General features: G+C 56.8%; 14 protein-coding genes and 1 pseudogene. 10 read left to right on the top strand and 5 right to left on the bottom strand.

Translation table 11 applies throughout. The annotated features are described in order from the left end of the window. Nucleotides 1–7 precede the first annotated feature (7 nt). The 3 genes from GT003_RS23845 (at nucleotide 8) to GT003_RS23855 (ending at nucleotide 3,078) form a co-directional block, all read left to right on the top strand. Nucleotides 8–1,468, top strand: a complete 1,461-nt coding sequence (locus tag GT003_RS23845; protein ID WP_161702617.1) for a CoA-acylating methylmalonate-semialdehyde dehydrogenase — start codon at nucleotides 8–10, stop codon at nucleotides 1,466–1,468. Nucleotides 1,469–1,493: 25 nt separating this feature from the next. Beyond that, on the top strand, nucleotides 1,494–2,312 hold the full coding sequence (gene iolB / locus GT003_RS23850; RefSeq protein WP_161702619.1) for a 5-deoxy-glucuronate isomerase: 819 nt from the start codon (nucleotides 1,494–1,496) through the stop codon (nucleotides 2,310–2,312). A gap of 277 nt (nucleotides 2,313–2,589) precedes the next feature. Then, nucleotides 2,590–3,078, top strand: a complete 489-nt coding sequence (locus GT003_RS23855) for a quercetin 2,3-dioxygenase (protein WP_161702621.1) — start codon at nucleotides 2,590–2,592, stop codon at nucleotides 3,076–3,078. An 89-nt stretch (nucleotides 3,079–3,167) separates the two neighbouring features. Here the strand turns inward: GT003_RS23855 and GT003_RS23860 are convergent, their stop codons facing one another. After that, nucleotides 3,168–3,554 (bottom strand): hypothetical protein, encoded by a 387-nt coding sequence (locus tag GT003_RS23860; protein WP_239566013.1) that lies wholly within the window; start codon nucleotides 3,552–3,554, stop codon nucleotides 3,168–3,170. Nucleotides 3,555–3,569: 15 nt separating this feature from the next. After that, nucleotides 3,570–3,734, bottom strand: a pseudogene (locus GT003_RS33170) (TetR/AcrR family transcriptional regulator); the annotation flags it as partial. 78 nt (nucleotides 3,735–3,812) lie between these two features. On the opposite strand from GT003_RS33170, the gene GT003_RS23865 reads away from it, so the two are divergent. Further along, the gene (locus tag GT003_RS23865; protein WP_161702625.1) at nucleotides 3,813–4,703 is read left to right on the top strand and encodes an alpha/beta fold hydrolase; all 891 of its coding nucleotides are present in this window, start codon (nucleotides 3,813–3,815) and stop codon (nucleotides 4,701–4,703) included. A 174-nt stretch (nucleotides 4,704–4,877) separates the two neighbouring features. Further along, entirely contained in the window at nucleotides 4,878–5,456 is a 579-nt protein-coding gene (locus GT003_RS23870) for a YjgB family protein (protein WP_161702627.1), read from the top strand. A gap of 100 nt (nucleotides 5,457–5,556) precedes the next feature. Here the strand turns inward: GT003_RS23870 and GT003_RS23875 are convergent, their stop codons facing one another. Both GT003_RS23875 and GT003_RS23880 read right to left on the bottom strand, forming a co-directional pair. Continuing rightward, complete coding sequence (locus tag GT003_RS23875; protein WP_161702629.1) at nucleotides 5,557–6,246, bottom strand: glycosyltransferase family 2 protein; 690 nt, start codon at nucleotides 6,244–6,246, stop codon at nucleotides 5,557–5,559. Beyond that, the gene (locus tag GT003_RS23880) at nucleotides 6,247–7,275 is read right to left on the bottom strand and encodes a glycosyltransferase family 4 protein (protein WP_161702631.1); all 1,029 of its coding nucleotides are present in this window, start codon (nucleotides 7,273–7,275) and stop codon (nucleotides 6,247–6,249) included. Nucleotides 7,276–7,638: 363 nt separating this feature from the next. Between GT003_RS23880 and GT003_RS23885 the strand changes: the two genes are divergently transcribed. Next, nucleotides 7,639–8,211 (top strand): GNAT family N-acetyltransferase, encoded by a 573-nt coding sequence (locus GT003_RS23885; RefSeq protein ID WP_420831469.1) that lies wholly within the window; start codon nucleotides 7,639–7,641, stop codon nucleotides 8,209–8,211. Nucleotides 8,212–8,249: 38 nt separating this feature from the next. On the opposite strand, the gene GT003_RS23890 is transcribed toward GT003_RS23885, so the two are convergent. Beyond that, on the bottom strand, nucleotides 8,250–8,564 hold the full coding sequence (locus tag GT003_RS23890) for a winged helix-turn-helix transcriptional regulator (protein WP_161702633.1): 315 nt from the start codon (nucleotides 8,562–8,564) through the stop codon (nucleotides 8,250–8,252). A 172-nt stretch (nucleotides 8,565–8,736) separates the two neighbouring features. On the opposite strand from GT003_RS23890, the gene GT003_RS23895 reads away from it, so the two are divergent. The 4 genes from GT003_RS23895 to GT003_RS23910 are packed head-to-tail and all read left to right on the top strand — an operon-like array spanning nucleotide 8,737 to nucleotide 12,361. After that, nucleotides 8,737–9,666 carry an aldo/keto reductase gene (locus GT003_RS23895; protein ID WP_161702636.1) on the top strand — a complete coding sequence of 310 codons (930 nt, stop codon included), beginning with the start codon at nucleotides 8,737–8,739 and terminating at the stop codon, nucleotides 9,664–9,666. Between the two features lie 29 nt (nucleotides 9,667–9,695). Next, nucleotides 9,696–10,580: an NAD-dependent epimerase/dehydratase family protein gene (locus tag GT003_RS23900; RefSeq protein WP_161702638.1), complete on the top strand. Its 885-nt coding sequence runs from the start codon at nucleotides 9,696–9,698 to the stop codon at nucleotides 10,578–10,580. Nucleotides 10,581–10,624: 44 nt separating this feature from the next. Further along, entirely contained in the window at nucleotides 10,625–11,431 is an 807-nt protein-coding gene (locus GT003_RS23905; protein WP_161702640.1) for an NAD-dependent epimerase/dehydratase family protein, read from the top strand. 24 nt (nucleotides 11,432–11,455) lie between these two features. Next, on the top strand, nucleotides 11,456–12,361 hold the full coding sequence (locus GT003_RS23910; RefSeq protein WP_161702642.1) for an aldo/keto reductase: 906 nt from the start codon (nucleotides 11,456–11,458) through the stop codon (nucleotides 12,359–12,361). The last annotated feature ends 200 nt before the right edge of the window (nucleotides 12,362–12,561 follow it).

Raw genomic sequence — 12,561 nt, forward strand, 5'->3', positions numbered from 1 at the left:
TTTCCGAATGTCCCACACGAACGCACCGGCTCTGCTTCCCAACTACATCGGCGGCGAATGGGTCGCATCCGTCTCCGGCAGCTCCGAGCCGGTCTATAACCCGGCAACCGGCGAGATCATCCACCAGGTGCCGCTCTCGTCCAAGGACGAACTGGACGGCGCCGTCCGCGTCGCCAAAGCCGCTTTCGAGGCATGGAGCAAGACGCCGGTTCCCCGCCGCGCGCGCATCCTGTTCAAGTACCAGCAGCTGCTCGTCGATCACTGGGACGAGCTGGCCCGCATCGTCACGCTGGAGAACGGCAAGAGCTATGCCGAAGCGCACGGCGAAGTGCTGCGCGGCATCGAATGCGTCGAATTCGCCGCTGGCGCGCCTTCGCTCATGATGGGCCGGCAGCTGCCGGATATCGCGACGAACCTGGAATCCGGCATGTACCGCTACCCGGTCGGCGTCGTCGGCGGCATCACGCCGTTCAACTTCCCGATGATGGTCCCGTGCTGGATGTTCCCGCTCGCGATCGCCTGCGGCAACACGTTCGTGCTGAAGCCGTCCGAGCGGACGCCGCTGCTCGCAAACCGGCTGGCGGAGCTTTTCCGGGAAGCGGGTTTGCCGGACGGCGTGCTGAACGTCGTCCACGGCGCGCATGACGTCGTGAACGGCCTGCTCGCGCATCCGGACGTCCGGGCGATCTCGTTCGTCGGCTCCCAGCCGGTGGCCGAGTACGTCTACAAGACCGCATCCGCCCATGGCAAGCGGGTCCAGGCGCTCGCCGGCGCGAAGAACCACTCCATCGTCATGCCGGACGCGGATCTCGATGCCGCGGTCACGCAGATCGTCGGCGCAGCTTTCGGCTCCGCGGGCGAGCGCTGCATGGCCTGTTCCGTCGTCGTCGCCGTCGGCGAGGCGGCCGAGCCGCTGATCGAGAAGCTGGTCGCCGCGGCGGACCGGATCACGATCGGCAACGGCATGGACGAAGGCGTCTTCCTCGGCCCGGTCATCCGCGGTCCGCACAAGGAACGCACGCTCGGCTATATCGCGTCCGGCGAGCAAGACGGCGCGGTGCTGCGCCGCGACGGACGTACCGATGCCGCGGCAGCGGGCGACGGTTACTTCGTCGGCCCGACCATCTTCGATCACGTGACGAGCGAGATGAAGATCTGGCAGGACGAGATTTTCGCGCCGGTACTGTCGGTCGTGCGGGTGAACAGCTTGGACGAAGCGATCGCGTTGTCCAACGAATCGGACTTCGCGAACGGCGCCTGCCTCTTCACGCAGAACGGCAGCAGCGTCCGCCACTTCCGCGAGAACATCGACGCAGGCATGCTCGGCATCAACCTGGGCGTGCCCGCGCCGATGGCGTTCTTCCCGTTCTCGGGCTGGAAAAAATCGTTCTACGGCGATCTGCACGCGAACGGACAGGACGGCGTGGAGTTTTATACGCGCAAGAAAATGGTGACGGCGCGCTGGTAAGCGCCGGGAGGGAGCATTCACATCCATGAGCGAGCTCATCGTAAAACCAAGCCTGACGCCGGACGCGGAGGGCAATGTCCTGCGCATCACGCCGGCATCGGCAGGCTGGACGTACGTCGGCTTTGAAGTATATCGGATGAATCCCGGGGAGCGGCTCGTTCGTTCGACCGGGGAATTGGAGGCGTGCCTCGTGCTGCTTGCCGGCAAGGCGGATGTCGCAACCTCGGAGCAGGCATGGAACGGGATCGGCGCGCGCATGAGCGTGTTCGAGAAAATTCCGCCGTACTCGGTCTACGTGCCTTCCGGCGACCGGTTCGAAATCACGGCCGCGACAGAGCTTCATCTCGCGCTTTGCTGGGCGCCGGGGAAGGCAACGCAAGCGGCCCGTCTGATCGCTCCCGGGGACGTAGGCGTCGAAGTCCGCGGCCAAGGCAGCACGGAGCGGCTCATCCACAACATTTTGCCGGAATCCGAGGCGGCGGACAGCCTGCTCGTCGTGGAAGTGTTCACGCCTGGCGGCCATTGGTCCAGCTATCCGCCGCATAAGCACGACCGGGATCATCTGCCCGAGGAATCGCTGCTCGAGGAGACGTATTACTATCAAGTCAAGCCGGAGCAGGGCTTCGCGGTACAGCGGGTCTACACGGACGATCGCTCGCTGGACGAGACGCTGGCGGTAGCAAGCGGCGAAGCGGTGCTCGTGCCTCGGGGCTACCATCCCGTATCGGCTCCTCCGGGGTACGATGCCTACTACTTGAACGTCATGGCAGGCCCGGTGCGGATATGGAAGTTCTGCAACGATCCGGATCATGCGTGGCTCATGCCGAAGCCGGCCGTGGAATAAGTTTATCTTTCATAAACGAAAGTGCCCGCCTTTGCTGGTTTGCAAAGGCGGGCTTTTTAATGTGGTTGGTCCCTTTAAAAATGGACAAGCGGGCAACGCTGCTCCGCCTCGGAGCTTGCCGTCCGGATCGGCGCGGAGGAGGCAATGCTAGTTCACAATATCTTAATGTTAGAAATATTGACTCACGGTTAAGAGTGTAGCTATAATTCAACTACACTTACCGGCCGGTTAGTAAGATTTATACAACATGATTTCACACCCAGAAGGAGCCGATAAGATGAGTAATCCAAGGATTGCAGATGTGATGTACCGGAATATCAATAAAGAAAATACGTTCCTGTTTCTTAGCGACGTCAATTCCATATTGGTAAGCGGCGAAGATACGAACGGAGAGTTTTGCGTCGTGCATTGTTCCGTCAAGAAAGATGATGGACCTCCATTGCATTTGCATGAGAAAGAAGATGAATCTTTTTACGTTCTGGATGGAGAAATCGAGATGACGCTCGGCAAGGAGACGATTTCGGTGAAAGCCGGCGAATACGTGTTCGCGCCTCGCGGCATTCCGCATACGTTCAAAGTGAAATCGAATACGGCTAAGTTTCTGGTTACCGCATACCCTGCGGGATTTGATTCTTTCGTGAAGGAACTTGGCGTTCCTTATGTCGAAGGAATGGAGAATCATGTAGAGCCGCCCACTCCCGAGGCCATGCAGCATCTACTATCCGTTTCGGGAAAATACCATATCACTTATCCAGGTCTTGAATAATAGAGATTTGTCCCAAATAAAGGGTTAAAACAAAAAAAGACTGCATCAGGCAGCCCGTAAATATTAACTCGTATCATTGCGTTTGCCGGCTAGCTTTTCAATAGCCGATTAATTCCATACATGATATCCGGAATGAAATTGTGCTGCATGGCGCGATTGTATTGCAGGGCTCCCTTGATTGCGGACAAGATCGTGATCGCCATGGCGCGCGTATTCATCGCCGGGTCTACGATGCCTTCAGCAACGATCTCATCGATGATCGTAATTTCAAACTCGCCTATCTCTTGCAGCTTTCGTTTCATCGATTCCGGCAGCAGTTCATAATCCGTCTGCAAGGAAGAGGTCGGACATATGTCATACTCCGCGAACTGTATGGATTGGTTAATGCAATATTGCACGAGCTTCTCTTCCATCGATTGCGATGAAAGTTGAATGACGGACTTAAAGTCGACCAGCCTTCGATAAAGTTGATCCAATACGGCAAGGCCCAGATCTTCCTTTTTCTCGAAATGATAATGTATACTCGCTTTCGTAACGCCAAAATGTTTTGAAATCTCGTCAAACGTGAAGTTCGAATAGCTTTTTTTTCGAATAAGCGATGATGCCATAGTTATGATTTGCGTTTTTCGATTTTCCATGTAGCAATTATTGCGCATCGGTAATGCAGAGTCAAGCAGTTGCTGGGCGGTTGCTGGATTCAGGTAGTCAAAGATGAACCGAAAGAAGGAAGATACATGACTGCATCAAACGATAAAGCTTCGATTGGCGTGCCGGCAATGCACGAGATTGTCATTGACGGTGTCCGCCAAGTTTATCATATTGCGGGAGAAGGCCCGGTCTGTCTGGTCCATGCGGGAGGCCCAGGTTTTCAGTGGAGCTATATGCGCATGCCGCTGCTGGAAAAATCCATGACCGTCGTCTATTTGGAGGCAGTAGGTACTGGAAATTCCGACAACCTTCCAGGCGGAGAGTACACGATGCCCAAATACGCCTACTTCGCCCATCAAGTAGCAGCTCATATCGGAGCGCATCGGCCATTGTTCCTAGGTCACTCGCACGGCGGGTTCGTTGGCTTGCAATATGCGCTTGATTATCCGAACGAGCTCGGCGGACTTATCCTCTACAGCTCGGCTCCGTGCATGAATCAAGAGCTAGGCATGGAGCAGGTTCAGCAACTCGAGATTTTCGCCCAGCGTTGGGCGGACCGTCCGGAAGCGCAGGATGCGAAGCAGGCATGGATGGACATGATTACGGGAAAAGCGCGGGACAGAGAAGCCATCCTGAACGTGCTGGGCCGCTTGATGCCTGCGTTTTTCGGACATTTTTGGAGGCTGCCAGACGCATTCGGCGAGTGGCGGGCCGGATTGGATTTCTCCGTGGATCCGAATCGCAAGCCGCATACGTGGGACGTTCGCGATGATCTTGAAACGATTGAACTCCCCACCCTCATCCTCGCAGGCGAGTACGATTTTAACTGCGGACCGCGCTGGGCCAAGGAGATGGATGAGAAAATCCCAGGCTCGCAGCTCGTGATCTTCGAACAAGGCGGACATATGAATCACGTAGAGACGCCCCAAGCGTTTGCGGAAGCAGTGAATGATTTTGTCGCCCGTATCTCAAGATAACGGAATAACCGAAAACGTGAAAGGCCGCGGAAATCGCGGCTTTTTTGCTTTATTCCGAAGATCGCTTCGCGTTTGCCTGCCCCTGTAGCGTTGGGATGCGAGTAAACCGCCGGGCACAAGGGAAAGTTAGCTAAGATCATCCAAACCCACCATCTCGAACGCAGGAGGAATCTCATGAAGAAACATGCTTCCAAGATCGTATTAGCCGTGTCTCTGTCCGGTCTATTCCTAGTATCCGGAATGCCCGCCCTTGCCGATGCCGGGCAAGCGGCGAAACAGATGCGGACAGCAGGCAGCGAGGACGCCGCAATGGCGCTGAAGACGTTAAACAGCTTTTATAAGCCTGCCTTGGTCGGGCAATTCCCCGGCTCGGTGAAAGGACTGAAGGTCGGGACCAGCACCCGCAAGCAGGTCATTGGCAAAATCGGTCAGCCGGACAAGCCGAGATCGAGCGCGAATGGCTATGATAGGTATCATGCGGAGATGGGCCGCCCTGGTTATGCCATCGCCTATAGGCTCAACAAGGTTCGGGAGATGCGCTACTTCGGGACCAACGTTGAACGCCAGACGAATATCGGCGGCATCACCAAGCGGATGCTCTTCGGACGCTGGGGAAAGCCTGCGTACTCGGTCACGATCCGGAACGGATCCTTGGTGCAGCAGAAGGTCGTCTATAAACGCGGCAAATACAATCTCGCTTTTATATTCGACTCCAGCACCGATCTCGATCATATCAACCTGCTTAAACGTTGATGCCCATGCGCACGCCCGCGGCATAGGGACGGAGACGCACGCGCGTAAAGGTCAACCGGCCGGCCGGTTGACCTTGCGTTCGTTATCCGATTGCCGGGCATCAATTGACGTAACGGCTGAAATTGTTCGTGCGGCGTACGAGCCTGCAGTGCCGCATATACCGGCGCGTGCTTTTTTTCTGCGTATGGCTGTTCCAGTTTTGGCGGCGGATGCAGACGTAGTGCCGTTTGGAAACGGAATAGACGCGGAAGCCTCGCCGAATGCAGCGGGAGAGCCATCTGGCATCGGTGCCGGCTTTCCGGTTCGAAGGGAATTTGACGCGGCGCCATACCGATTTGCGAAATACGAGCGTGCCGCCTTTGACGTTGCGCTTGTATGTTTTCTCGCCGCCTCGCCGGAACACCATCAAGGCCCGCTTTCCTTTGAAATAGAGGTAGGCGGTATGCTTGCCGACGATAGACGCTTTGCCGTGCTTGATCGCGCGGGCGGCCTCCCGAAGAAACTTAGGCCCGTAGTAATCGTCGTCGTCGAACTTGGCGATGAGTCCGTTGTCCGCGTATTTGATGGCGTAATTCAGGCATTTGCCGAGCCGGTATTTCTGGGGCAGCTGGTAGACGGTCACTTCGCCTTCAGGGTACTGGCCGGCCCGCTCTTTGTAAACCTCGATGTCCATGCCGTCATTGTTCAGGATAATGATCATTTTCTTGTTCTTCCAGAGCTGGCGGTCGTAATTCTCGAACACGTTGTCGATGAAGGCGGGTCTCATCGTGCATGCGATCACGGTAATCATTTATTCCTCATCCCCGTTCGACGTCGGTTGAAGTACGGCTAAGCGCTGATTCCATAACGTGTCTGCCTTGATTTTATACAGCTTCTTCTTGATGACTCTCCGATACAGCCGCAGGAACGCATCCGCCAGGGTCCGCTCGGAGTAGCGAGTCCGGGCGTACCGCCTTAAGACGCGGGCGTTCGGCAGCCCCTCGCGGTTGTTCACCTTCGCCGCCATGCAGGTCGTGGTGTCGCACAGGAGCTTAGGCATGCCGCCAAGCACTTCGGGAACGGCGCCGCCGCGGCGGAAGCCCAGTACCGGCGTGCCGCTCGCCATCGCTTCGACGAGGACAAGCCCGAACGGTTCATCCCAGGTCGACGTAAAGAGGACGCAGTGCGCGTCGGCCAGCAGCCTGCGCTTTCGTCCGCCGCCGACGGGCCCGATGTAACGGATCTTGTTGCCCAGATGCGGCTTGATTTTAGCTTTGAAATAGTTCTTATCGTTCAGCGTGCCGGCGATGATCAGCTTGCGGCCCGTTTTCTTGGCCACCTTGATGGCCAGATGAACGCCTTTTTCTTTGATGAGCCTGCCGATGAAAAGCAGATAGTTTTGTTTCTTTTTCCGGAAGTCGTAGTCGTCCATGCGCAGGCCGTTGTGAACCGCGTAGCCTTTCCCTTTGCCGTACTTCCGCAAAATGAATTTGCTGACGTAGACCCGTATCTGCACGTTCGATCGGAACGTGTTCGAATGGGACTGTCCGATGGTCGGAATCGGAGGGTTGGCTCTCGCGACGATGCCGTAGTGGTCATGGATGATGTCGATGTCCGGCGGCATGTTCTTGATGATGAAATCCAACTGCTCGGTTCGGTCGTCCGAATCGTATTCGAACGTTCGGGTCGCGTTCGACTTCGAGCCCTTCTTGGCGAACAGAAACACCTCATGCCCGCGTTTGACCAGCTCTTCCGTCAAGTAGTGCACCTCGCGCTGCGTACCCCCGTATCTCTTCGGCGGGACGGGAATCGTATTCGTCGAGATTTGCGCTATTCTCAAGTGTCCCTCAGCTCCTGAGTCAATGTCTGTCATAGGCATTTCATTGTAGGATATGAGCGGACTTCCCCGGGGGGCACGGCTCTGGCGGCCATTGCCGCATAAAATAGCAGGCGACAGTCGGTTGTTGATATTTTATCTTTACTACTATAATCACCTTGCCGGAGGTGCGGTTCGCTGATTTTATAATGGACAATCGTTCAAGCTCACGGTTAAAACAAAAGCCGGCCCTCCCGTTCGCTGTCAGCGGGAGAGCCGGCGTATTTGTATTCTTGGCGCGATATGCCATAATGAGGCGGCGGCCGTTCTTCCCGATTCGGAGAGAACGGGTGCTGCCGATTGGCTAAAAGAAGGAGACGATCTGCTATGAACATGCGGGATATGGATCTATTCAGCGGCGAATGGCTGCGGTTCGCGGCCGTGCGGCCGGACGATGCCGCGCAGCTGTCGGTTTTTACCGAGAGCTACGACTACATGCGCAATGTGGATACCGAATACGCGGTGCCGCAAACGGCGGAGTTTTTCGAGCAGGCCGAGAACGGCAAAAACACGATCGAGTTCATGCTCCGGACGATCGAGGACGACCGGTTGGTCGGCTTCGCCGCGCTCCACGGCATCGAGTGGAACAATCGCTCTTCGCGGATGGCGGTCGGCATCGGACATCCAAGCGACCGTGGCCAAGGCTACGGCCGGGATGCCGTCGCCATGCTGCTGCGCTACGCGTTCCTCGAGCTGAACCTGGAACGGATCAGCCTGGAAGTGATCGCTTACAATGAAGCCGCGATCCGGACGTATCTCGGAGCCGGATTCGTCGAAGAAGGCAGGCTTCGCGAAGCGGTTCTGCGCGGGAGGAAACGCTACGACCTGATCGCGATGGGCCTGCTGTCGCGCGAATGGGCGGCACGTCCGGAGAACGCCGGCGAAGAGGGTGTTTCCTAAGCCTAAGCTTGCGCCTGGATCTATGCCTGAATCTAAGTTTAAGCCCAATCGCGGGCCCATTTTTTCATTTCCAGCAAGATGCCGCTGAACGCCTTCCCCTTGTCCGTGAGCTGATACTCGACGGTCGGAGGAATGGTGGCATGGCTTTCTCGGGTGACGACTTGATTCTCTTCCAGATGACGGAGCGTTTCGGTCAACGATTTGGAGCTGATGCCGGCAATGGCGCTCTTAAGCTCGCCGAACCTCTTCACCTCGTGAAAAAACAGCTCGCGAATGACGAGGAACGACCATTTTCCGCCGATGATTCGTAATGATTTCTCGATTTCGCATGCATATGATTCAGGATTTCCCACCACTGTATGCCTCCTCTGCGTTGTTGTTTTCCCCTACTAGATTTCAATGGGCGCTGCCCGTTCTCCTGCCATTAGTCACCGCAAGGTAACAAAGTATGGTAAAAGTGCGTACTTTCGGCATCGGGCAAGATCGATTAAGATAGAGCTGACCGATACGACGAGGAGGTTCGCTATGTTTACTAGGAAACTGGGGAAGACGAAAATCGAAGTGTCCGAGATCGGATTCGGCGCTTGGGCAATCGGAGGCGATGCCTGGGGGCCGGTCGATGACGGGCAGTCCTTGCGGGCGATGGAAGCCGCGGTCGAACTCGGCGTTAACTTTATCGATACGGCGGACGTATACGGAGACGGCCGGAGCGAACAGCTGGTGGCGAAGCTGATCGAAGGCCGGAGGAACGAGCTGGTCGTCTCGACCAAGGGAGGGCTGATGGGCCATCACCGCGACCCGAACGGGGAGCCGGTCTACGGTCGGCCTGCCAAAGTGATCGAGGCGTTCGAGAACAGCCTGAAGCGGCTGGGTACCGATTATATCGACGTTTATTTCTGCCACCTATGGTGGGACAAGCAGGAGGAGACGGAAGCGTTCATAGAAGCGTTCAAGCAGTTGAAGCGGGATGGCAAAGTGAGAGCGGTCGGCGTCTCTACCGAAAACTTCGACTATATCAAACATTTCAACCGCGAGGGCGGATTGGACGCCGTTCAGCTCGACTACAGCGTCCTGAACCGTTCCGTGGAGAGCGAAGTGCTGCCTTATCTGGAGCAGCACGGCATCGGCGCCGTTGTCCGCGGACCGCTGCGGATGGGGATTCTGACAGGGAAATTCCATGAGGGAACGACCTTCGGGGAAGGCGACATCCGGAGGAACTGGCCCAAGGAAACCTGGTTCGCCGATAGCCTTGCCAAGGTAGAAACATTGAAGGGGCTTGTCAACGAGGAGCGTACGCTGTCGCAGGCCGCGCTTCGCTTCGTGCTTAACCATCCGGCGATTTCGGTCGCGATCCCCGGAGCGAAGACAGCCGAGCAGGCGGCTCAAAATGTAAGCGCATCAGCGAGGCCGCTGCTTTCGGACGAAGATTTGAGCATCATTGCCCGCGTAAAATAAATCGGGTTCTAGTTAAGGAGCGGTAAACCATGAAAGTACTTGTAACCGGGGCTTCGGGCAACGGCGGACAGGCCGTATGCCGGGAATTGCTGCGAGCGGGCCATCAGGTGAGAATGGCGGACGTCATGCCTTCGCATGCGGCGGATCTGGCCGAAGCCGAGTTTGTCCGGTGCGATACGCGGACCGTCACGGACGTCCGGCAGGCCGTCCAAGGCATGGACGGCGTCATTCATTTGGCGGCCTGGCATTGCGCCCATCAACCGCCGGTCAGCGACGATACCATCTTCGCCGTCAACGTGGACGGCACTTATAACGTGCTGGAGGCATGCAGACAGGAAGGCATCCGTTCGATCGTGTACGCTTCGTCGATGGCCTACGGCTGGTGGTCTGTCTATGGCGTCAGCAAAGTAATCGGCGAAGATCTTTGCCGGACGTACCATGAGATGACGGGGGCTTCGATCGCGATGCTGCGTTATCACGAGTTTATCCCGAGACCGTACCTGGAATTCGGCGAACGGCTGCTGCGCAACGGAGTGGACCGCAGAGACGTCGCCACGGCTACCGTTCAGGCGCTGGAAGCCGCCGGAAAACAATCCTTCGGCTTGTTTCGAACGATCGTTCATACCGATCATGGCATGCCGGAGCATGTTCGCGCGGATTTCGCCGGCCTAGGGCTTGGATGGTGCGAAGAGCAGGTACCGGGAAGCGCCGCGCTGCTGGCGAAATACGGAATCGAGCTGCCGAAGGAAGTCGAGCAGCATGATTTGTCCGAAGCGAAGCGCGTATTGGGCTGGGAGCCTCGGACCGGGTTCGTCGATTTTCTGCGGGATTTGAAGCGGCGTGACGAGGAAGGGCTGGACATCCATGCGCTTATCGTGCCTTCCGAGCTTCCGCGGACGCAGCTTCTGCTATAATAGAACCTGTCTGAAGTACCTACGAGAGGAGTGAGTGGAGAGCCGTGAACATTCTGATTACCGGCGCCTCGGGAAACCTGGGATCCGGTCTTGCGGAACAATTGAAGCCGCATCACGACGTTCGCCTGACGGATCTTGCGCCTATGAACGCCGATCTGCCTTTCTACGAAGCAGACGTCCGCGAAGCGGGGGCACTCGACCGGGCATGCGAAGGCGCCGATGTCGTCATCCATACGCCGGCCTGGCATGGCATTCATTTGGGGACGGTTACGGAGCAGCAATTCTATGAACTGAACGTGACGGGAACGTTTCATATGTTTCAATCCGCGGTCAAGAATCGCGTTCGCCGCGTCGTCTGGTTGTCCAGCATGTCCGTGTACGGCGATGATTTCTATGCCTATACGAAGAAGCTGGGCGAGCAATTATGCCAGTACTATCATGACCATCACGGAATCGAAGTCATCATGCTGCGACCGGCCGATTTCACGCCGTACCGGACAATCAGCCATTACGGAGAACGGCTGCTGCATGGCGGCGTGGACCGCCGCGACGTCATTCAAGCCGTCGTGAAGGCAGTGACATGTCAATCCGTTTTCGGAGCCTACCATATCGAGCGTTACGATCCGTTTACGGACAAGCAGCTGGAGGCCTATGGCGAATCAGCTGTTGAGGCTTGGGAGAATTTGTATCCCGGCGCGAAGGAAGTCATCGAAAACTATGATTTCCAAGTACCGGATCAGCTGCATCTGAGGGATCTGACCAAGGAACGCCAAGAGCTCGGTTACGAGCCGATCTACAATTTCGGAACCTTCCTGCAAGCGTTCACGAAGCAGGGACGGATCATGGAATAAACAACCTATCGAGGAGGAATTATCATGCAAAAGGCAGTGCTGGGCAGAACGGGACTCGAGGTAACGAAGCTGGGGTTCGGCGCCATGGAAATTCGCGGTCCACGGATTTGGGGCGGCCGGCCGGTTGCGGACGGAGAAGCGGAACGCATCTTGAACGCCGTGCTGGATGCAGGGATTAACTTCATCGATACGGCGTATGATTACGGCTTGAGCGAGGAGTACATCGGCCGATACATCAGCCATCGCCGCAGCGAATATATTCTGGCGACGAAATGCGGATGCACGGTCGTCGACAGCGGCGATCACGATGAAACGCCGCATGTGTGGACGAGGGATAATTTGCTGCACAACATCGAAACAAGCCTGCGGCGAATGAATACCGACTATATCGACCTGCTGCAGCTCCACAATCCGACCGTCGAGCAGACCGAAGAAGGCAATTTGGTGGACGTGCTTCGGGAAATCCAGGCTTCGGGCAAAGTGCGCTGGATCGGCATTTCCTCGACGCTGCCGCATATTGCAGCCTACATTCAGTCCGGCGTATTCGACAGCTTCCAGATCCCGTATTCCGCGCTGGAACGAGATCACGAGAACATCATCTCCGATGCGGCGAACGCCGGTGCAGGCACGATCATTCGCGGCGGCGTAGGCCGCGGGGAGCCCGGCGCGGGACTCGGCAGCGAGGATCGCTGGGCCGCGTGGGAGAATGCGAAGCTCGATGAACTGTTGGAGGAAGGCGAAAGCCGGACCGGATTCATACTCCGGTACACGCTCGCCCATCCGAGTCTGTCCACGACCATCGTGGGCACGAAGAACCCGGAGCATCTGGCCGAGAATATCCGAATTGCCGAGAAGGGCGCGCTTCCGGCCGAGATCTACGAGGAGGCGAAGCGCCGTCTGCAAGCTGCCGGCCAAGGCCCCAAGAGCTGAGTGAATTCGAAGCGTCGAATTCGTTCGGCATCGCGTAGGAAAGCAGCCGACCTTGAACTGCACCCCAATTGTTAGACACCATCTAACGATTGGAGGTGCAGTTTTTTTGTCCAAATTCAATTTAGAGTTAAAATTAGAAGCCATTAATCGATATCTGTCGGGAACTGCTGGGGCTAAGAGCATTGCGAAGTCCTTAGGCG

Source organism: Paenibacillus sacheonensis (genome assembly GCF_009909195.1).
In the GTDB taxonomy this organism is placed as follows: domain Bacteria; phylum Bacillota; class Bacilli; order Paenibacillales; family Paenibacillaceae; genus Paenibacillus_Z; species Paenibacillus_Z sacheonensis.

Coding starts and splice junctions, on each gene's coding strand:
- GT003_RS23845 (WP_161702617.1), top strand. CDS start 8: ATGTCCCACACGAACGCACCGGCTCTGCTTCCCAACTACATCGGCGGC.
- iolB (WP_161702619.1), top strand. CDS start 1,494: ATGAGCGAGCTCATCGTAAAACCAAGCCTGACGCCGGACGCGGAGGGC.
- GT003_RS23855 (WP_161702621.1), top strand. CDS start 2,590: ATGAGTAATCCAAGGATTGCAGATGTGATGTACCGGAATATCAATAAA.
- GT003_RS23865 (WP_161702625.1), top strand. CDS start 3,813: ATGACTGCATCAAACGATAAAGCTTCGATTGGCGTGCCGGCAATGCAC.
- GT003_RS23870 (WP_161702627.1), top strand. CDS start 4,878: ATGAAGAAACATGCTTCCAAGATCGTATTAGCCGTGTCTCTGTCCGGT.
- GT003_RS23875 (WP_161702629.1), bottom strand. CDS start 6,246: ATGATTACCGTGATCGCATGCACGATGAGACCCGCCTTCATCGACAAC.
- GT003_RS23885 (WP_420831469.1), top strand. CDS start 7,639: ATGAACATGCGGGATATGGATCTATTCAGCGGCGAATGGCTGCGGTTC.
- GT003_RS23895 (WP_161702636.1), top strand. CDS start 8,737: ATGTTTACTAGGAAACTGGGGAAGACGAAAATCGAAGTGTCCGAGATC.
- GT003_RS23900 (WP_161702638.1), top strand. CDS start 9,696: ATGAAAGTACTTGTAACCGGGGCTTCGGGCAACGGCGGACAGGCCGTA.
- GT003_RS23910 (WP_161702642.1), top strand. CDS start 11,456: ATGCAAAAGGCAGTGCTGGGCAGAACGGGACTCGAGGTAACGAAGCTG.